The sequence below is a fragment of the Streptomyces pseudovenezuelae genome (assembly GCF_001513955.1).
Lineage (GTDB): Bacteria > Actinomycetota > Actinomycetes > Streptomycetales > Streptomycetaceae > Streptomyces > Streptomyces pseudovenezuelae.
The window spans coordinates 305,112-323,926 of sequence record NZ_KQ948153.1 but is presented as its reverse complement, the minus strand read 5'-3'; the positions used below and the strand labels follow the sequence as shown (position 1 = coordinate 323,926).

At 70.0% G+C, this 18,815-nt stretch carries 15 protein-coding genes and 1 riboswitch; of the genes, 2 read left to right on the top strand and 13 right to left on the bottom strand.

Going from position 1 to position 18,815, the window contains the following annotated elements:
- Nucleotides 1-123 precede the first annotated feature (123 nt).
- Both AQI94_RS38155 and AQI94_RS38150 read left to right on the top strand, forming a co-directional pair.
- Nucleotides 124-894: an ABC transporter ATP-binding protein gene (locus AQI94_RS38155; protein ID WP_031047579.1), complete on the top strand. Its 771-nt coding sequence runs from the start codon at nucleotides 124-126 to the stop codon at nucleotides 892-894.
- Complete coding sequence (locus AQI94_RS38150) at nucleotides 894-3,422, top strand: ABC transporter permease (protein ID WP_031047580.1); 2,529 nt, start codon at nucleotides 894-896, stop codon at nucleotides 3,420-3,422. Before AQI94_RS38155 ends, AQI94_RS38150 begins: the two co-directional genes overlap by 1 nt.
- Before the next feature lie 66 nt (nucleotides 3,423-3,488).
- Here the strand turns inward: AQI94_RS38150 and AQI94_RS38145 are convergent, their stop codons facing one another.
- The 13 genes from AQI94_RS38145 to AQI94_RS38085 all read right to left on the bottom strand — a co-directional run bounded on the left by AQI94_RS38145 (nucleotide 3,489) and on the right by AQI94_RS38085 (nucleotide 18,799).
- Nucleotides 3,489-4,787 carry a class I SAM-dependent methyltransferase gene (locus tag AQI94_RS38145; protein ID WP_031047584.1) on the bottom strand — a complete coding sequence of 433 codons (1,299 nt, stop codon included), beginning with the start codon at nucleotides 4,785-4,787 and terminating at the stop codon, nucleotides 3,489-3,491.
- A 206-nt stretch (nucleotides 4,788-4,993) separates the two neighbouring features.
- Entirely contained in the window at nucleotides 4,994-6,370 is a 1,377-nt protein-coding gene (locus AQI94_RS38140; RefSeq protein ID WP_037942738.1) for an NAD(P)/FAD-dependent oxidoreductase, read from the bottom strand.
- A 431-nt stretch (nucleotides 6,371-6,801) separates the two neighbouring features.
- Nucleotides 6,802-7,743, bottom strand: a complete 942-nt coding sequence (locus AQI94_RS38135) for a Ppx/GppA phosphatase family protein (protein ID WP_031047594.1) — start codon at nucleotides 7,741-7,743, stop codon at nucleotides 6,802-6,804.
- Nucleotides 7,740-8,345, bottom strand: a complete 606-nt coding sequence (locus AQI94_RS38130; RefSeq protein WP_031047597.1) for a DUF501 domain-containing protein — start codon at nucleotides 8,343-8,345, stop codon at nucleotides 7,740-7,742. Before AQI94_RS38130 ends, AQI94_RS38135 begins: the two co-directional genes overlap by 4 nt.
- A 32-nt stretch (nucleotides 8,346-8,377) precedes the next feature.
- Nucleotides 8,378-8,854, bottom strand: a complete 477-nt coding sequence (locus AQI94_RS38125) for an FtsB family cell division protein (protein WP_031047599.1) — start codon at nucleotides 8,852-8,854, stop codon at nucleotides 8,378-8,380.
- Nucleotides 8,855-8,972: 118 nt separating this feature from the next.
- On the bottom strand, nucleotides 8,973-10,259 hold the full coding sequence (eno, locus tag AQI94_RS38120) for a phosphopyruvate hydratase (protein WP_007382562.1): 1,287 nt from the start codon (nucleotides 10,257-10,259) through the stop codon (nucleotides 8,973-8,975).
- A gap of 320 nt (nucleotides 10,260-10,579) precedes the next feature.
- The gene (locus tag AQI94_RS38115) at nucleotides 10,580-11,269 is read right to left on the bottom strand and encodes a LysM peptidoglycan-binding domain-containing protein (RefSeq protein ID WP_031047602.1); all 690 of its coding nucleotides are present in this window, start codon (nucleotides 11,267-11,269) and stop codon (nucleotides 10,580-10,582) included.
- Nucleotides 11,270-11,272: 3 nt separating this feature from the next.
- A riboswitch (cyclic di-AMP (ydaO/yuaA leader) is annotated at nucleotides 11,273-11,470 on the bottom strand.
- A gap of 205 nt (nucleotides 11,471-11,675) precedes the next feature.
- Nucleotides 11,676-12,653, bottom strand: coding sequence for a transglycosylase family protein (locus tag AQI94_RS38110; RefSeq protein WP_031047605.1), 978 nt, complete (start codon nucleotides 12,651-12,653; stop codon nucleotides 11,676-11,678).
- Nucleotides 12,654-12,845: 192 nt separating this feature from the next.
- Nucleotides 12,846-14,201: a cytochrome P450 family protein gene (locus AQI94_RS38105; protein WP_062230200.1), complete on the bottom strand. Its 1,356-nt coding sequence runs from the start codon at nucleotides 14,199-14,201 to the stop codon at nucleotides 12,846-12,848.
- 130 nt (nucleotides 14,202-14,331) lie between these two features.
- Nucleotides 14,332-15,330: a nucleoside triphosphate pyrophosphohydrolase gene (locus tag AQI94_RS38100; RefSeq protein ID WP_031052399.1), complete on the bottom strand. Its 999-nt coding sequence runs from the start codon at nucleotides 15,328-15,330 to the stop codon at nucleotides 14,332-14,334.
- A gap of 175 nt (nucleotides 15,331-15,505) precedes the next feature.
- Nucleotides 15,506-16,153 carry a SurA N-terminal domain-containing protein gene (locus AQI94_RS38095; RefSeq protein ID WP_031052397.1) on the bottom strand — a complete coding sequence of 216 codons (648 nt, stop codon included), beginning with the start codon at nucleotides 16,151-16,153 and terminating at the stop codon, nucleotides 15,506-15,508.
- Nucleotides 16,154-16,308: 155 nt separating this feature from the next.
- The gene (locus tag AQI94_RS38090; RefSeq protein WP_031052395.1) at nucleotides 16,309-17,145 is read right to left on the bottom strand and encodes a glycoside hydrolase domain-containing protein; all 837 of its coding nucleotides are present in this window, start codon (nucleotides 17,143-17,145) and stop codon (nucleotides 16,309-16,311) included.
- 139 nt (nucleotides 17,146-17,284) lie between these two features.
- Nucleotides 17,285-18,799: a serine/threonine-protein kinase gene (locus AQI94_RS38085; protein ID WP_263973328.1), complete on the bottom strand. Its 1,515-nt coding sequence runs from the start codon at nucleotides 18,797-18,799 to the stop codon at nucleotides 17,285-17,287.
- Between the last annotated feature and the right edge of the window lie 16 nt (nucleotides 18,800-18,815).

Below are 18,815 nucleotides of genomic sequence, written 5' to 3'. Positions count from 1 at the left end.
AGCGGCGCGGTCCCTCCGAAGTCTGCCTTCGGAACCAGAACTGCGGCTGACTACACGACGGGCTCCCGCCACCAGGATGGAAGACGTCCTTCAACGATGTCGTCCCGCTAGGAGTTCCATCCCGTGACCACCACACCCGTCGCCGGCCGGGCCACCTCCGTGGCCGCACGCGCCACGGATCTGTCGAAGATCTACGGACAGGGCGAGACCCAGGTGGTCGCCCTGGACCGGGTCACCGTCGAGTTCCGGCAGGCCGAGTTCACCGCGATCATGGGCCCCTCCGGCTCGGGCAAGTCCACGCTGATGCACTGCGTGGCCGGCCTGGACACCTTCTCCTCCGGTTCGGTCCGCATCGGCGACACCGAACTGGGCTCCCTGAAGGACAAGCAGCTCACCAAACTGCGACGGGACAAGATCGGGTTCATCTTCCAGGCGTTCAACCTGCTGCCGACCCTGACGGCCCTGGAGAACATCACGCTCCCGATGGACATCGCCGGCCGCAAGCCGGACAAGGAGTGGCTGGATTCGGTCATCCAGATGGTGGGACTGCGGGACCGGCTCAGCCACCGTCCCGCTCAGCTGTCCGGCGGCCAGCAGCAGCGCGTCGCCGTCGCCCGGGCCCTCGCGTCCAAGCCCGACATCATCTTCGGTGACGAGCCGACCGGAAACCTCGACTCCCGCTCCGGCGCCGAGGTCCTGGGCTTCCTGCGCAACTCCGTACGGGAGCTGGGGCAGACGGTCGTCATGGTGACCCACGACCCGGTGGCCGCGGCGTACGCGGACCGGGTGGTCTTCCTCGCGGACGGCCGGATCGTGGACGAGATGTACAAGCCCACGGCCGAGAACGTCCTGGACTTCATGAAGCAGTTCGACGCGAAGGGCCGCACCAGCTGATGTTCCGCACCGCCCTGCGCAACGTACTCGCGCACAAGGCCAGGCTGCTGATGACCGTGCTCGCCGTCATGCTCGGCGTGGCGTTCGTGTCCGGCACCCTCGTCTTCACCAACACCATCTCCGAGGCCTACCAGAAGAGTTCGGCCAAGGGCTTCGACCAGGTCGATGTCGCCGTCACCGCCCAGTGGGACGAGGACAAGGGCAACACGATCGGCAAGCGCCACGAGCTGACCCAGACCCTGCTCGACAGGAGCGCGAAGGTCCCCGGGGCGTCGAACGCCATCGGTGTCGTGAGCGGCTTCACCGCCATCGCCGACAAGGACGGCAAGCTCGTCGGCGGCGGCTTCCAGTCGCAGGGCGGCAACTACTACGGGGCCAAGGACCCCCGGTACCCGCTCGCCGAGGGCTCCGCGCCGAAGGGAGCGAACCAGGTCGCCATCGACTCTGAGACCGCCGAGCGGGCCGGCTACAAGGTCGGCGACACCGTGCGCATCTCGGTCGACGGGCCGGTCCTCAAGCCCGTCGTCACCGGCATCTTCACCACCGACGACGGCAATGTCGCGGCCGGCGGCAGCCTCGCGCTGTTCGACACGGCCACCGCCCAGAAGCTGTTCGGCAAGCCGGGCAGGTACGACGAGATCGACGTGAAGGCGGCCTCCGGCACCTCCCAGACCGCGCTTCGGGCGGCGCTGGAGAAGGCGCTGCCGAAGAACGCCGTAGAGACCACGACCGGGCAGGAACTCGCGGACAGCCAGGCCCGGTTGATCTCCTCGTCCATGGCCGGCCTCAAGCAGGGGCTGCTGGTCTTCGCCGGCATCGCGCTGTTCGTCGGCACCTTCATCATCGCCAACACCTTCACCATGCTGGTCGCCCAGCGCACCAAGGAGCTGGCGCTGCTCAGGGCGGTCGGCGCGTCCCGTCGGCAGATCACGCGGTCGGTGCTGGTGGAGGCGTTCGTGGTCGGTCTGGTCGCCGCCGTGACGGGCCTGGTGGCCGGCATCGGCATCGGCGCCGGGCTCAGGTCCCTCATGGGCGCGCTCGGCGCGACCGTCCCGGACGGGCCGCTCGTCATCACGCCGGGCACGGTCGGGGTGGCCCTGGCGGTCGGCGTCCTGATCACCATGCTGGCGGCCTGGCTGCCGGGCCGCAGGGCGGCGAAGATCCCGCCGGTCGCGGCGATGAGCAGCGTGCACGCGAAGGCGACGACCAAGTCGCTGGTGCTGCGCAACACGCTGGGCGCGCTGTTCAGCGGGGCGGGCGTCGCCGTGATCCTGGCGGCCACCACCATGGACGGCTCGGACGGCCAGGCCCCCATGGGCCTGGGCGCGGTCCTGCTGATCATCGGTGTCTTCATCCTCACCCCGCTCCTGTCCCGTCCGCTGATCGCGGCGGCGGCCCCCGTGCTGCGCGTCTTCGGTGTCTCCGGGAAGCTGGCCCGCCAGAACTCGGTGCGCAACCCGCGCCGTACGGCCGCCACGGCCTCCGCGCTGATGATCGGTCTCACCCTGATCACCGGTATGACGGTGATGGCGGGCAGCCTCCAGAAGTCGATCGACAAGATGGCGTCGGCGGCCGTCAAGGCGGACTACGTCGTCTCCATGGCGAACGGCAACGAGCTCTCGCCGGACGTCGAGAAGAAGCTGGCGAAGGTCGACGACGTCACCGCCGTGAGCCCGCTGCGCAACGCGCCCTCCCGCATCGACGGCGAGACCGAGTACCTGACCGGGGTCAACGGCTCGGCGATCGGCAAGCTCACCGACCTGAAGGTCGACAGCGGCACCTTCGCGGTCGGCGGCACGCGGGTCGTCGTGGACCGGGACACCGCCAAGTCCCGCGGCTGGAAGGCGGGTTCGGCCTTCACCGTGCACTACGAGGACGGCCGGGCGCAGCGGCTCGAGGTCGCCGGGGTCTACGAGGGCAACGAACTGATCAGCGGCATCATGCTGGACACCGCCACCCTCGACCCGCACCTGAGCGACCGGTCCGACATGCAGGTCATGCTGAAGACGTCCGGCGGCGCCTCCGACGCCACCAAGGACCGGCTGGAGAAGGCCCTCGGCACCAACCCGGCCATCAAGGTCCAGGACAAGAAGGACCTCTCCGAGTCCATCGCGCAGATGTTCACGCTGATGCTGAACATGCTCTACGGCCTCCTGGCGATGGCGGTGATCGTCGCGGTGCTCGGTGTCATCAACACCCTGGCCATGTCGGTCTTCGAACGCTCCCAGGAGATCGGGATGCTCCGCGCGATCGGCCTGGACCGCAAGGGCATCAAGCGGATGGTCCGGCTGGAGTCCCTGGTCATCTCCCTGTTCGGCGGGGTCCTGGGGATCGGCCTCGGCGTCTTCTTCGGCTGGGCGGCCGGTGAGCTGCTCGGCACGAAGATGGCGACGTACGAACTCGTCCTGCCCTGGGCCCGGATGGCGGTGTTCCTGCTGCTCGCGGCGACGGTCGGCATCCTCGCCGCGCTGTGGCCGGCCCGCCGGGCGGCCCGCATGAACATGCTGGCGGCGATCAAGGCCGAGTAGCGCCGCGCGGGTTCGGCAGCCGTACGACATGGGGCCCGTTGCCGAGCAACGGGCCCCTGCCGCGGTTCAGTTCCAGGTGCGGGCGCGCAACGGCAGCCCGGAGGTGCCGGATTCGGGGGTCCTGACGGCGAGGACCTGGTTGACGCCGATGCGGTTGTGTTCGAAGGCGAGGGCGCTGGCGGCCATGTACAGCAGCCACACGCGGGCCCGCCCGGGCCCGGCGATCCGGACCGCGCGCTGCCACTGGGCCTCCAGGTTGGTGACCCAGCGGCGCAGGGTGTGGGCGTAGTGCTCGCGGATCGACTCGACGTCGCGCACCTCGAAGCCGGCCCGCTCCAGCATGGTCACGGTGGTGCCGAGGGGGGCGAGTTCGCCGTCCGGGAAGACGTAGGCGTCGATGAACTCGTCGAGGTGGTACGCCGATTCGTCGGTCTGCGGGCGCCGGGCGATCTGGTGGTTGAGCAGCCGCCCGCCGGGCCTGAGCAGCTTGAGCAGGTCCTCGGCGTACTCCAGGTAGCGATCCGCGCCCACGTGTTCGGCCATGCCGATGGAGGAGATGGCGTCGTACGGCCCGTCGGTGACGTCGCGGTAGTCCTGCACCCGGATCTCGACGCGGTCGGTGAGTCCCTCGTCGGCGACCCGCTTGCGGGCGTAGGCCGCCTGCTCCTGGGAGAGGGTGATGCCGACGACGCTCACGCCGTACTCGCGGGCGGCGTGGATGGCCATCGAACCCCAACCGCAGCCGACGTCGAGGAGTCTTCGCCCGGCTGTCAGACCGAGCTTGCGGCAGACCAGGTCCAGCTTGTCGCGCTGGGCGTGCTCCAGGGTGCCGTCGGGTTCGGGTGCCTGCCAGTAGGCGCACGAGTACACCATCGACGGTCCGAGGACGATCTCGTAGAAGCCGTTGCCGACGTCGTAGTGGTGGCTGATGGCCCGCTTGTCGCTGTGCCGGGTGTGCAGATGGCCGCGGACCCGGCGGATCTCCTCGGGCGGCGGGGCGGGCGGCAGCGGCGGTCCGGCGAGGGCGACGAGTCCGCGTACGGCGGAGCGCACCTCGGGGTCGCGCAGGGACTCGAAGAGGGTCCTGGCGTCGTCCCCGCGCTCCCAGACGAGCCCCGAGATCAGGTCGAGGGCGGTGTAGAGGTCGCCGTCGATGTCCATGTCCCCGGCCACCCAGGCGCGGGCCAGCCCCAGTTCGCCGGGCTTGAACAGCAGCCGGCGCACGGCCCGGCGGTTGCGCACGACCAGCACGGGCGCGTCGGGCGGTCCGGCCTCCGAACCGTCCCAGGCGCGGATCCGCACCGGTAGCGGCACTCCCAGCACCTGGGCGAAGAGGGTCCTGAGCCGCAGCGCGGCATCTGCCATGGCGCACACCTCCGTGACGAGGATCCCGGAATTGTCCACCTGGGTAAACAGCGGCATGCCGGGGAGCAGTCCCTTCGGCGGGTCACATCTGAGCAAAACACATGTAGCGAACATGTACACCCGCTGGGCGGGGGAACGCCGAAGGACCTCCCGCACCACGGATGGCGGGAGGTCCTTCGGGGTGGATCAGCGACCGGAGCCGGTCGTCAGGAGGCCTTCGCCTCGGTCTTCTTCGGCTCGGCGGCCGGCACGGGCCGGGCGGCCTCGTAGAACTCCTCGCGCGGGTTCTCCATGGCGCCGAGGGAGACCACCTCGCGCTTGAGGAACATGCCGAGGGTCCAGTCGGCGAAGACGCGGATCTTGCGGTTCCAGGTCGGCATGGCCAGACCGTGGTAGCCGCGGTGCATGTACCAGGCGAGACGGCCCTTGAGCTTGATCTTCATCTTGCCCATGACGATCATCGCCACGCCCTTGTGCAGGCCGAGACCCGCGACAGCACCCTTGTTGGAGTGGCTGTAGTCCTTCTGCGGGAAGCCCCGCATGCCGGAGATCACGTTGTCGCCGAGGACCCGCGCCTGGCGCAGCGCGTGCTGGGCGTTCGGCGGGCACCAGGCGTTCTCGACGCCGGCCTTGCGGGCGGCGACGTCCGGGACCTGGGCGTTGTCGCCGGCGGCCCAGATGTAGTCGGTGCCCTGGACCTGGAGGGTCGGGGCGGTGTCCACGTGACCGCGCGGGCCCAGCGGGAGGCCGTAGCGGGAGAGGACCGGGTTCGGCTTGACGCCGGCGGTCCACACGACGGTGCTGGAGTCGACCTCCAGGCCGTTCTTGAGGACCACGTGGCCGTCGACGCAGGAGTCCATCGAGGTGGAGAGGTAGATCTCCACGCCCCGGCTCTCCAGGTGCTCCTTGCCGTACTGGCCGAGCTTGGGCCCGACCTCGGGGAGGATCTTGTCGGCGGCGTCGACGAGGATGAACCGCATGTCCTCGCGCGAGACGTTGGTGTAGTACTTGGCCGCGTCGCGGGCCATGTCCTCGACCTCGCCGATGGTCTCCGCACCCGCGAAGCCACCGCCGATGAAGACGAAGGTGAGCGCCTTGCGGCGGATCTCCTCGTCGGTCGTGGAGTCGGCCTTGTCGAGCTGCTCAAGCACGTGGTTGCGCAGGCCGATGGCCTCCTCGATGCCCTTCATGCCGATGCCCTGCTCGGCGAGGCCGGGGATCGGGAAGGTGCGGGAGACCGCGCCGAGCGCGATCACCAGGTAGTCGAAGGGCAGCTCGTACGCCTCGCCGACCAGCGGGGCGATCGTGGCGACCTTGCGGTCCTGGTCGATGGTGGTGACCCGGCCGGTGAGCACCTCCGCCTTCGGCAGCACGCGTCGCAGCGGGACGACGACGTGGCGCGGGGAGATGTTGCCGGCGGCGGTTTCGGGGAGGAAGGGCTGGTAGGTCATGTACGACCGGGGGTCGACGACCGTGACGGTCGCCTCGCCGTAGCGCATCTTCTTGAGAATGCGCCGAGCTGCGTACAGGCCTACGTACCCACCGCCTACTACGAGGATCCTGGGACGCTCCGTGGTGCTCATGGCATCGAGTATCCACCCGCCCCAGGGGGGTCGCTCGTGCGCCCCTTCACAAGCTCTTGGAAGGTGTGTGTTATCCTCCGCGACTCGCGTGATCCACGTCATGGCGGAGAACGGGAACCAGCGTGTAAGGCGACCCGTTGTCAATGCCGCGTGAGCTGCCCCTCTGTGCCGAAAGCGGTCCCGTGAGGGACCCTCGCGGCCGCCTTCCCCGCCCCTCCCCCGAGGTCCGCAACTCACCGTTTTGAACGTGTTCACACGGGTGTCGGACCCCCGGAAGGGTCAACCGGACCACATTCGTCGTCCGGCAGGGCCAAATTCCTTGTGAAGAACTTCACGAACTTTCTCGGCGCCACGCCGAAGAGGGGCCCCGAAGGGCCCCCCGGACGCGCTCATACGTTGTTCTGCCTGCTCAGCAGAGGTGCCCGGCAGGGCTACGCGAGGGACCACGCGATGCCGTCGAGGATGTCGTGCTCGCTCACGACGACCTCCTCGGCGCCGATCCGCTCCATGATCGTGAGCAGGACGAGCGCCCCCGCGCCGATGACGTCCACGCGCCCCGGGTGCATGGAGGGGACGGCCGCACGCTCGGCGTGGGTGGAGCGCAGCAGCCACTCCGTGATCTCGCGGACCCGGGCATGGGAGACCCGGGAGTGGTGGATGGCCTCGGAGTCGTACTCCGGCAGCTCCTGCGCGATCGCCGACACGGTGGTGACGGACCCGGCGAGCCCCACCAGCGTGCGCGCCTCGCGCAGCGGCACGGACTCCTCGGCGAGGTCCAGAGCGGCCTCGATGTCGGCGCGCATGGCGGCGATCTGCCCGTCGCTGGGCGGGTCGCTGACGGCCCCGTCCTGGACGAGGTGCCGCTCGGTCATCCGCACACAGCCGACGTCGACGGAGCGTGCCGCGCGCACATGGTCGTCACCCACGACGAACTCCGTCGAGCCGCCACCGATGTCCACGACCAGGTAGGGCCTGGCCAGGTGGTCGCTGCCCGTGAGCTCCTTGGTCGCCCCGGTGAAGGAGAACTCGGCCTCCTGGTCCCCGGTGATGACCTCGGGCTCGACGCCGAGGATGTCGAGGACGCCCCGGACGAAGTCGTCCCGGTTCTCCGCGTCCCGGGAGGCGGAGGTGGCGACGAAACGCAGCCGCTCGGCCCCGTGCTCCTTGACGACCGCGGCGTACTCCCGGCACGCGGCGAAGGTCCGCTCCAGCGCCTCGGGAGCGAGCCGCCCGGTCCGGTCGACGCCCTGCCCGAGCCGCACGATGGTCATACGGCGGTCCAGGTCGACCAGTTCGCCGGTCGCCGGGTCGCAGTCCGCCACGAGGAGGCGGATGGAGTTCGTACCGCAGTCGATGGCGGCGACGCGGGTCACTGGTCGTTCTCCTCGGCGTCGGCGGGCTTGAAGGCGAAGTGGCCGGAGTCGCCCTCGGCCACCTCCCAGCCCTCACCGGCGGGCGGCGAGGACGTCACCACGCACGGCCCCTTGCGCCACCACTCCGGCAGCATCGCGATCGCCTCGTCGCCCAGGGGGTTCACGCCCGGGCCGGCGGCCAGCGAGTGGCCCACCAGGACGTGCAGGCACTTCACGCGGTCCGGCATGCCGCCCGCGCTGGGGAAGCCCTCCAGGACCTCGATGGCGTCCCGGCGGGCGAGGTAGTCCTCGTGCGCGGCCCGGTACGCCTTCGCGAGCTCGGGATCGGTCTGGAGCCGCTCCGTCATCTCCTTCATGACGCCGTTCGCCTCCAGCGTGCCGATCGCCGAGGCGGCGCGCGGGCACGTCAGGTAGTACGTCGTCGGGAAGGGCGTGCCGTCGGGGAGGCGCGGGGCCGTCTCCACCACGTCCGGCTGTCCGCAGGGGCAGCGGTGCGCGATCGCGCGCAGTCCGCGCGGCGGCCGCCCGAGCTGCTGCTTGAAGGCCTCGACGTCGGCGTCGGTGGGCTCGGTGCGCGGGGTGGTCGGCGGGGGCGTTTCCATGCCTGTCTTTCTCTAGTTCTCAGGTCTCGGTCTCACTGGTCGGAGGCGTCGGACTTGTCGACGCCGTCCCAGACGTTGGAGTACCAGGGGCGGTCGGCGGCCCCGAGATCGGTGCGGGACTGCTTCGCCGCGTCCGGGTCGACGACGATGAAGCCCGTCTCCCCCGGCATCACATAGTGCAGCCGCTGCCGGATCTGCTGCTGCGCGTAGGCGTCGTCCTGCCAGCGCGCCTTGAGGTCGCGCAGCTTCTCGACCCGCTCGGCGGCCCGTGCCTTCTCCCGCTGCAGATCGGCGATCTCGGCGCGCTGGGAGACGTACTGCCTTATCGGGTACGCCAGCGCCACCACCAGCGTGCACAGCACGAGGGCGAGCAGCGCGGCCCGGCCGGTCAGCCGGGAGCGGCGGGCCTGCCGTTTGGTCTGGGAGCGGTAGACACGGGCCGCGGTCTGCTCACCGAGCAGCCTGATCCTGGTCGTGGTGGAGAAACGGTCCCGGTCCTTCACGGCCATCGGCTCGCCGCCTCCCCTTCTACGTGCGTACGTCCCCGCACACGGTACGGGACCGGTACGGGGACGTACGTACGACTGGCTAAGGATTGGCCCTGTCGGGGTCAGCCCTTGACGCCGCTCAGCCCTTGAAGCGCGGGAACGCGCTGCGGCCGGCGTAGACCGCGGCGTCGTCGAGGATCTCCTCGATGCGCAGGAGCTGGTTGTACTTGGCGACACGCTCGGAGCGGGCCGGGGCGCCGGTCTTGATCTGGCCGCAGTTGGTGGCGACGGCCAGGTCGGCGATGGTGACGTCCTCGGTCTCGCCGGAGCGGTGGGACATCATGCACTTGAAGCCGCTGCGCTGGGCGAGCTCCACGGCGTCCAGGGTCTCGGTGAGCGAGCCGATCTGGTTCACCTTGACGAGCAGCGCGTTGGCGGCGCCGTCCTCGATGCCGCGGGCCAGGCGCTCCGGGTTGGTGACGAACAGGTCGTCGCCGACGATCTGGACCTTGTCGCCCAGCTTGTCGGTGAGGACCTTCCAGCCGGCCCAGTCGTCCTCGAACAGCGGGTCCTCGATGGAGACGAGCGGGTAGGCCGCCACGAGCTCCTCGTAGTACTCCGTCATCTCGGCGGCGGAGCGGTCCTTGCCCTCGAACTGGTACTTGCCGTCCTTGTAGAACTCGGACGCGGCGACGTCGAGCGCCAGGGCGACCTGCTCGCCGGGGATGTAACCGGCTTCCTTGATCGCTTCGAGGATGAGGTCCAGGGCGGCGCGGTTGGACTCCAGGTTCGGCGCGAAGCCGCCCTCGTCACCGAGACCGGTGGACAGGCCCTTGCTCTTCAGGACCTTCTTGAGGGTGTGGTAGACCTCGGTGCCCCAGCGCAGCGCCTCGGAGAAGGACTCCGCGCCGATCGGCGCGATCATGAACTCCTGGATGTCCACGTTGGAGTCGGCGTGCGAGCCGCCGTTCAGGATGTTCATCATCGGAACGGGCAGCAGGTGCGCGTTCGGGCCGCCCAGGTAGCGGAAGAGCGGGAGGTCGCTGGCCTCGGAGGCGGCGTGGGCGACGGCGAGGGAGACGCCGAGGATGGCGTTGGCGCCGAGCGAGCCCTTGTTGTCGGTGGCGTCCAGGTCGAACATCGCCTGGTCGATCAGGCGCTGCTCGGTGGCGTCGTAGCCGACGAGCTCCGGGCCGATCTGCTCGATGACGGCGAGGACGGCCTTCTCGACACCCTTGCCCTGGTAACGGTTGGGGTCACCGTCGCGCAGCTCGATGGCCTCGAAGGCGCCCGTGGAGGCGCCGGACGGGACGGCGGCACGACCGGTGCTGCCGTCGTCGAGGCCGACCTCGACCTCGACCGTGGGGTTGCCTCGGGAGTCCAGGATTTCCCGGGCTACGACGACGTCGATGGACGGCACGAGCATCTCCTTCTTGGGATGTGACACGGTCCGCCGGGACCGCGGTGGGTTCTGCGAGACCGAGCCTAACCGGCTCCGGGGGATCGGCCACCGTGTGGACCGCCCCGTGGACAGAACCGAGAGTAAATTGTTTCTGAACGGAACAAAGCCGGTTTCGCAAAAGTCGGCCCACCGACCCGCTCACGCGTCGGCCCATGAAAAAACCCCGCCCCGGTGCGTACGGGGGAACACGCACCGGAGCGGGGAGCCCGTGGGGACGGGGGGACCCTCACGAGGCCTTCATCCTGAAGGACACGGGTGTGAGGGCCCTGTGGTTCAGCTGGGTCCTACTTCAGGTGCAGCTGCTGGCCGGGGAAGATGAAGTCGGCATCGTCGATGATGTCCTTGTTCAGCTTGAACAGCTTCTGCCAGCCGCCCTTGACCTTGTGCTTCTCGGCGATCGAGCTGAGGGTGTCACCCTTGACGACCTTGTACTCGCCGTCGCCCTTCTTGACCTTCTTGCCGGTCGGGGTGGTGACGGTCTTCTTCGCGGCCGGACGGTCGGTCGAACGGGAGGCGCTCTGCTCGTCGGTCGAACGGCTGCTCGTGTTCGAGGAGCCGGAGTTCGAGGAGCTGGAGGAGGACGAGGTGTCGCCGTTGTAGCCGGCGCTCGACAGGCCCGTGCCGCAGACCGGCCAGGCACCCTTGCCCTGGGAGGCGAGGACCTTCTCGGCGACGGCGATCTGCTGGGACTTGCTGGCCTGGTTGGCCTGCGCGGCGTACTGCGTGCCGCCGTACGCGGCCCAGGTGGAGGCCGAGAACTGCAGGCCGCCGTAGTAGCCGTTGCCGGTGTTGATGGACCAGTTGCCGCCGGACTCGCACTGGGCGACGGTGTCCCACTCGGAGGCGGTGGCGGCAGAGGCGTTGCCGGCCGCCATCAGCGGGGCGGCGATGGCGACACCGGTGACGCCGGCCAGAGCGGCGGCGCGGGTGGCCTTGGAAGGACGACGGTGCTTGCCCTTGCCGGAAAACAGCATGGTGGATCCCCTCACCGACGCCTGCGAGGTGAGCTGTCGGGTTCGGGCCGGTTGAGTTGCCCGGCCGCACACCCTTCGGTGCGCGGCTTCACCCCAAGCCGGTTCCGGCGGCCTTTCGGCCGTGAGACCCCGCGAGGCCTCAACTTCCGGACCCGGCGCTTACCTTGGGTCCCCCGCTCCTGCCTACGGCGCTTGACGCGACGACTGTTCCCGTACGGCCGCTGGCAGGATTCGGCGTTGCGACAGACGGGGCTCGGGTTGCCGAGCGGTCACGACCGTAGACACGCGCTCCGCGGAATTTCAAAGACGATCAGGGCTTCTGAGACTCATCCCACACTTTCACCAAAGTGGACATTCGGTGCGAAGTGTGACGCGAACTCCCGCTGTTTTTCTGGGCTTTTCAGCCCTATTCAGCCCCTGTGTCGAGCGTCTGACCGGCGACGATGTTGCTCGGGTCGACCCCGATGCGGTCCTTGTTCTCGGCGTAGAGGGCACGCCATCCGCCGTCGAGCCCAAGGGAGTCGGCGATGGAGGCGAGGGAGTCGCCCTCCTGGACGACGTAGGTGGCGGCGGCATGCCGGCCGGCCGGGGAGGCGGCCGTGCTCTTCGTCGCACTCTCCTCGGCGCTGTCGCCGCGGTGCTTGCCGGAGCCGAGAGCGCCGACGTCCACGAGAGCCGAAGAGCTGCCCTCCTGCCACGACTTGTCCGCTTCATCCTCTTCTGTACTGACCACGGGTGAGCTGTCGGAAGGCTTCGCGGTTTCCGCGGCGGACTCACCTGAACCCGAAGGGTTCTTTTTGTCCGGCTTGGCCGAACTGTCGCCCTTGGAGGCGGTGGCCGAGGGCGACGGCGTCGCGGACGAGCCGTCCAGCGCGTCGAGCAGGCCGGAAGACTCCCCGGAGTCCGAGGAGTTCGAAGAATCGGACGAACCAGACGAGTCGGACGAGCCGGACGCCGAGGACGAGGGCGTACCGCTCCCCACGCCCGTGTCGACTTCGGCCGAGCTCGAGTCCTTGCTGAGGCCGTTGAGCAGACCACAGGTCGGCCACGCGGCGATGCCCTGGTCCGCGAGAAGCTTCTCGGCCACGGCTATCTGCTGGTTGCGGCTCGCCAGGTCGGCGGTCTCGGCGTAGGCGAGGCCGCCATACTTCTCCCAGTTCTCCTGGGACATCTGAAGGCCGCCGTAGTAGCCGTTGGCGTCGTTCGCACTCCAGGAGCCGCCGCTCTCGCACTCCGCGACCCGGTCCCACGTGGTGCCGGTGGCGGCGCTCGCCCCGGTCGCTCCGAGCAGTGGGATCGCGATGGCGGATCCCGTCACACCGGCCGCCACAAGGAGAGCCGGAGCCTGACGGGGGCGACGGTGACGACCGTTCCCGGAGAGCATGGGGGGACCTTTCCCGAGACAGCAGGTACTGGCGCGGCAGCCGGTACGGGGCACCGCGCTGGTCCGTGAACGTATAGGGATTCGATCACTTGTCACAAGTTAATGCCGCGTAGATCACGTGAAGATCACAGACTTGAGGCCGCGTCATGTTTACGCGGCCCCGCCCGGGGATACGCCGGACCCCTCGGTCGATTACCGGACGGGTGTGAACTCCACGGGCAAAGTACGCAGTCCACGCATGATGAGCCCGCCACGCCAGCGCAAATCAGCTGAATCCACAGCGAGTTGCAGATCCGGGAGGCGGGTGAGGAGGGTGGCGAGCGCGGTCTGGCCCTCCAGACGGGCGAGCGGGGCACCGAGGCAGTAGTGGATGCCGTGGCCGTAACCGAGGTGCTGATTGTCACGACGGGACAGATCGAGCACCTCGGGGTCGGCGAACCGCTCCGGATCCCGGTCCGCGGCGGCGAGCACGACGAGCACCGGGTCCCCGGCGGCGATGTCCTGCCCGCCGATCCGCAGGGGCTCGGTGGCGAACCGCCAGGTGGCCAGCTCGACCGGGCCGTCGTAACGAAGGAGCTCCTCCACCCCGGTCTCCAGGAGGCCCCTGTCCTGCCCGGCGAGGGACTCCTGCAGCCGAGCCCGCTGCTCGGGGTGGGTGAGCAGGGCGTACACACCGTTGCCGATCAGATTGACCGTGGTCTCGAAACCCGCGAACAGAAGGATGAAGGCCATCGCCGCGGCCTCGTTCTCGGAGAGGTGCTCCCCGTGGTCGGAGGCGCGGATCAGCCCGGAGATGAGGTCCTCGCCTGGGGACGGCTCGTCGGGCAGCGCTTCCCGCTTGCGGTGGATGAGCTCGGCGAGATAGCCGCGCATCTTCTTCACCGACCGCGCGACCCCGCCCCGCGGGCCCCCGCCGTGCCGGATCATCATGCCCGCCCAGTCCCGGAAGTCGTCCTGGTCCTCACGGGGTACGCCGAGCAGGTCGCAGATCGCGTAGATGGGGAGCGGGAACGCGAAGTCGTGGATGAGGTCGGCGGTGCCGGTGGCCGCGAACCCGTCGATGAGACGGTCGGTCAGCTCCTGCACCCGGGGCGCGAACTCGGCCACCCTGCGGGGCGTGAACGCCTTGCTGACGAGCCGTCGGAGCCTGGTGTGGTCCGGCGGGTCGATGTTCAGCAGATGCGTCATCAGCTCCGCCTTGCGCTCCCCCGGGATACCGGTCTTGCCCTTGGCGTGCGCCGGCTCGTCGTGGTGCGCGGGGTTCTTGCTGAGCCGCTGGTCGGCGAGGGCCTGCTTGGCATCGGCGTAACGGGTGACCAGCCAGGCCTCCACTCCGCTGGGCAACCGGGTCCGGTGCACGGGGGCGTGCTCTCGGAGCCAGGCGTAGGCGGGGTAGGGGTTGGTGGCGAACTCCCAGGAGAAGAGCTCGGGGGTTAGGGGGGTGGGGGCGGGGTTGGGAGTGGGGGTGGAGAGGGCGGGGGTGGAGGGAGTGGGAGGGGTGGGGGGCGGGGTGTGGGAGGGCGGGGTCGCGGAGGGGTGGTCGGTCACTCCTTGACGTTAGCCGGAGGGGTGGGGGGTGTGGTCGGTGGCGGTTCCCTCACGTGCCGAGGGCCCTCCCTCCTCCCACCTGCCAGGTCCCTCCCCCACCCAACCGGCGCACCTCAGCCCCCACACCCCCTCAGCCCTCCACCCCCCGGATCGCATCCCGGTACGCCCGCGCCGCCGCCCTCAGCGCGGTCTCCGGGTCGACGCCCTCCGCCTCGGCGCGGGTGGCCAGGGCGAGGAGTTCGTAGCCGATGCCCTCGGTCTTCGGGAGGGGGACGTCGAGGCCCGCCGTCCGCACCCGTGACGCCAGCTTGGCCGCGAGGGCGAGGCCGGGCTGGCCGAGGGGGATGCCTTCGGTCACCGAGGTGCGCTGCTTCTCTATCGCCTTGGTGCGCAGCCAGTGCGCCTTGACCTCCTCGGGGGTGGTGGCTGTCTCGTCGCCGAACACGTGGGGGTGGCGGTGGATGAGCTTGGCGACGATCCCGCCGGCGACGTCGTCGATGGAGAAGGGGGCGTCCGGGTCGTCCTCGGCTATGCGCGAGTGGAAGACCACCTGGAGCAGGACGTCCCCGAGTTCCTCGCGCAGTTCGTCGCGGTCGCCTTCCTCGATGGCCTCGACGAGTTCGTACGCCTCCTCGATGCCGTACTTCGCGAGGCCTGTGTGGGTCTGCTGCGAGGACCACGGGCACTCGGCGCGGATGCGGTCCATGACCTGGACGAGGTCGAGGAGCCGGGCGCCGGGCAGGTCGTAGGAGGCGGGGAGGAGCTCCAGTTCGGGCATCTGGAGGCGGCCGGATCCGGCGAGGCGGGCCAGACCGTCCGTGAGGGCCGGCTCGCCCTCACCGGTGGCCACGACGACCACGGTGTGCCCGCCCGCGCAGGCTTCGACCAGTTCCTCCGCGGTCGGGGAGGTCTCGTCGACCCGTGTCCCCGCCTCCCGCAGATACGGGAGCTGGGGGTGGGCGCCGTCCGCGCACAGCACACGGTCGGCGGCGTGCAGTGCCTGCCAGGCGGGCCAGGACAGCAGGCCGGGGGCGACGCGGTGGCTGGTGGTGAGCAGGACGATGCGGCCGGGGGCGGACGCCGTGTCGGGGTCCTGGTCGGGGGCGGGCTCGAAGCCGGTTGCGTTCACAGTTCGAAGCTAACGCACGGCGGTGACGGGGTGATCAGGTTGTCCACAGGGTCGGGACGGCGGGGTGATCGTACGATCATCCGCCCGCCAGGTGGACCGTCCGGTGAGCCGCCCCGCGCTCGTCCGCGCCCTGGCCCCCGTCCCCTGTCTCCGCCCCGCCGTCGTCCCCGTCCTGTTACGCGCTCTGCTCGTTCCCCGCCGCCGTGACTTCCCGTACCCAGGGCGTCTTCGCGTCCACGCGGGTGCTCTTCGTGACGTCCCAGGTGCCGTAGCGGGGGTTGAGGTCGACGTCGAGTTGCTTGGACGCCTTGCTGAGGGCGTTCCAGAAGGCCGGGTTGCTGGTGTCGGTGCCGAGCTTTCCGGCGAGCTTCTGGGCCTCCAGCTGGAGGCGGAGGTTCTCGTCGAGGCGTTCGGGTGCGATGCCGTACCGCTGGAGCCAGGTCGTCTCCAGGCCCTTGGCGCCGCCCGCCTGCTCCTCCAGGCCGGAGCGCAGCTGCTGGACCTCCTTGCGGGTCACGGACACGCCCGCGTCGGCGGCGGCCCGGTGCAGTACCCGGTCGAGGACCATGCCGTGCAGGACGTCCCGGGTGAGGGTGCCGGTCTTGGCGATGGCCTGCTTGTACTGGGTCTCGTCCGTGACGGCGGCCCGCTGCGCGTCACGCACCTCGGTCACCCGGTTCTCCAGCTGGGAGACGGTGATCCGCTGCCCGCCGACCACGGCCGCCGCGCCGGGATGCGCGTCGTTTCCGCAGGCGGTGAGCAGGGGTGCTGCGGCCGCGAGGGCGGCGGAGAGGACGAGCGCGGTGCGACGACGGCGGTGCAAGGAGGCCTCCCGAGGAGATTGTGCGACGGTGCACAAGGTCTTGCGGTGATCGATGGTAGGCAGGGGACCGGCTCTGGCCAACCCATTCGACCAACGATTCACCAGGACTTCGGGCACCGCCGCGCCCTCACCGCACGCGCGCGTGCGTGCCGGGGTCAGCCGGTGATGGCGACCGGGCCGTCCCAGGCGTCGCGGTCCACGGTGATCGTGTAGCCGTTCCGCGTCTCCTTGCTGTTGACCAGGTACTGGTGGCCGCGGCTGTGATCGGTGTACTGGGTCTTGCCGAACGGCCAGTCCGTCGTCGTGGTGTTCTGCTTGTCCCAGAGCGCGTACCAGAGGTTGCCGGGCAGGTCGGTCCTGTCGGTCGCGTTGGCGATCGCCTTGGCGCTGGAGCTGGTGAAGCCGTAGAAGCCGGCGCGGTACGTCTTCGCGCGCAGGGTCTTGTCGAAGGCTCGGACATAGGTGAGCACGGCGTCGTTGCACGCCTTGTTCGTGATGTCGTACGCCTCCATGTCCAGGTAGATCGGGCTGCCGACCTTCATGCCGAGTGCGGCGGCCTTGGCGACCGCGTCGGACCCGTCGGTCGCGCCCAGGGAGGCGGCGGTGGAGGCGGTGAGCTTCTCGGGGTTGGAGCCGGACTGGCAGGGCGGCTGGGCGCCGACGTAGAGCGGGATGAGCTTCCAGCCGGCCGTGCTGACCGACTTGACCCAGGAGGCGGTGAGGTTGGGCTGGGAGCAGCCGCGGTTCCTGCCGCCGACGTAGACGGCGGCGGCGCCGTAGAGGCCGCCGTGCCAGGCCTTCATCGCGGAGAGGGAGGGGGCGGCGCAGGTGTCGAAGGCGCGGCCGGTGTACGTCTTCTGCGCGGGCCAGGTGGTCGCGGCCATGGAGCTCTGTGCGGCGAGGCCCGCGCCGGCGACCACGGCGACGCCGGTGACGCCCCAGGTGATGTATCTGCGTTTCCTGGACTGCCGATGGCTGGACTTGGACGACATGGACGACCCCACCCCTGGTTGTGCTGTACATGCATGAAAGAAGCGCAAAGCTATCCGGCACCGGTCCTGGCTTTGGGAAACCCAACCCCCTGAAAGTGACAAGTTTCCCTCTGGGCACGGCAAAATCTGGCCGTCCGCTCTAGCCGCGCACCTGTCCCAGCCACTGGAGCGTCCGGCGGACCTCCGCCGCGAGCGGGTGGCCCGGTCCCTGGAGCCGTTCCACGTCGTGCAGCAGCCGCGCGAGGGTGTCGTGGGCGGCGGCGCGGTCGCCGAGGGCGAGCAGGAGGTGGCCGATGCGGCGGCGGACGTCGTGGGCGAGCTGGGGGTCGCCGGCCACGTACTGGTTCTCGTAGTACGGCAGCAGGGTGCGGTACTCGGCCAGTGCCGCGGCGGGTTCGCCGAGTTGTTCGAGGCACTGGGCGGCCTCGTAGCGGAAGCGCAGGGACTGCGGGTCGGCGTGGCCGGCCTCGGTGGCGCGTTCGTCGGCGAGGCGGCGCAGTTCGGGCAGGGCGCGCCGGTACTGGCCGTCGTCCATGAGGGTGGCGGCGTACTGCTTGCGCAGGGTGCGTACGACGGGCGAGTTCGCGCCGTGCTGTTCGGCGGCGGCGGGCAGGATGGCGCCGAGGATGTCGACGGCCTGGGTGATGCGGCCTTCGCCGAGGAGCTGCTTGACCTCGTCGACCGCGCGGGCGACGTCCGGTTTTCCGGTCTTCTCGGGGGTCGGTGTGACCGGGGCGGGCTGGGGCGCGGGGGTGCGCGCGCGGTCCGGCCAGGGGGCGTGCGGGCGCAGGAAGGGGCGGGTGGGGTCCAGGGGTGCTCCGGTGGGCATCCCGCGCGCGGGCAGGAGCAGCGCGAGGTCCTCGTAGACGTCCTGTGCGGAGGCCGGGCGGTGCTGCGGGTCCTTGGCGAGCAGTCGCAGGACGAGCGCTTCGAGGGCCTCGGGGACTTCGGGGCGGGTGCGGCGCACGGGCAACGGCGGTTCGTACAGGTGCCGGTGCAGCACGCCGAGCGCCGTGGATCCGGCGAACGGGACGTCTCCGCTGAGGAGTTCGTGCAGCAGTACGCCGAGTGCGTACAGGTCGGTGTACGGGCCGACCGCGCCGCCCATGGCCTGCTCGGGCGCCATGTAGGCGGGGGAGCCGATCGGTGAGCCGGTGTGGGTGAGGCGGGTGGTGTCGGTGTCCATGACGGAGGCGACACCGAGGTCGAGGACGGTGACGGTGCCGTCCTGCTTCACCATCACGTTGCGCGGCTTGAGGTCGCGGTGGACGATCGGCACGGCGTGTACGGCGCTCAGGACGGCGCACAGTTGCGCGGCGACGGCGACGGCCCATTGCCAGGGGTACGGGTCGTGTTCGGCGAGGTGGTCGGAGAGGTCCGCGCCGTCGACGTACTGCATGACGAGGAACAGTTCCTCGCCCTCGCTGCCCGCGTCGTGCACGGTGACGAGCCCGGGGTGGTCGACCTGCGCGGTCACCCGGCACTCGCGCACGAACCGGCGGCGCAGCTCGTCGGCCTCCTGTCCGGCCACCTTGTCGGGGCGCAGCAGCTTGACCGCCACGCGCCGGTCGAGCCGCCGGTCGTAGGCCGTCCACACCTGGCCCATGCCGCCCTGCCCGATGAGCGTGGACAGTTCGTAGCGGCCGGCGACGATGCGTCCTGTCGCCACG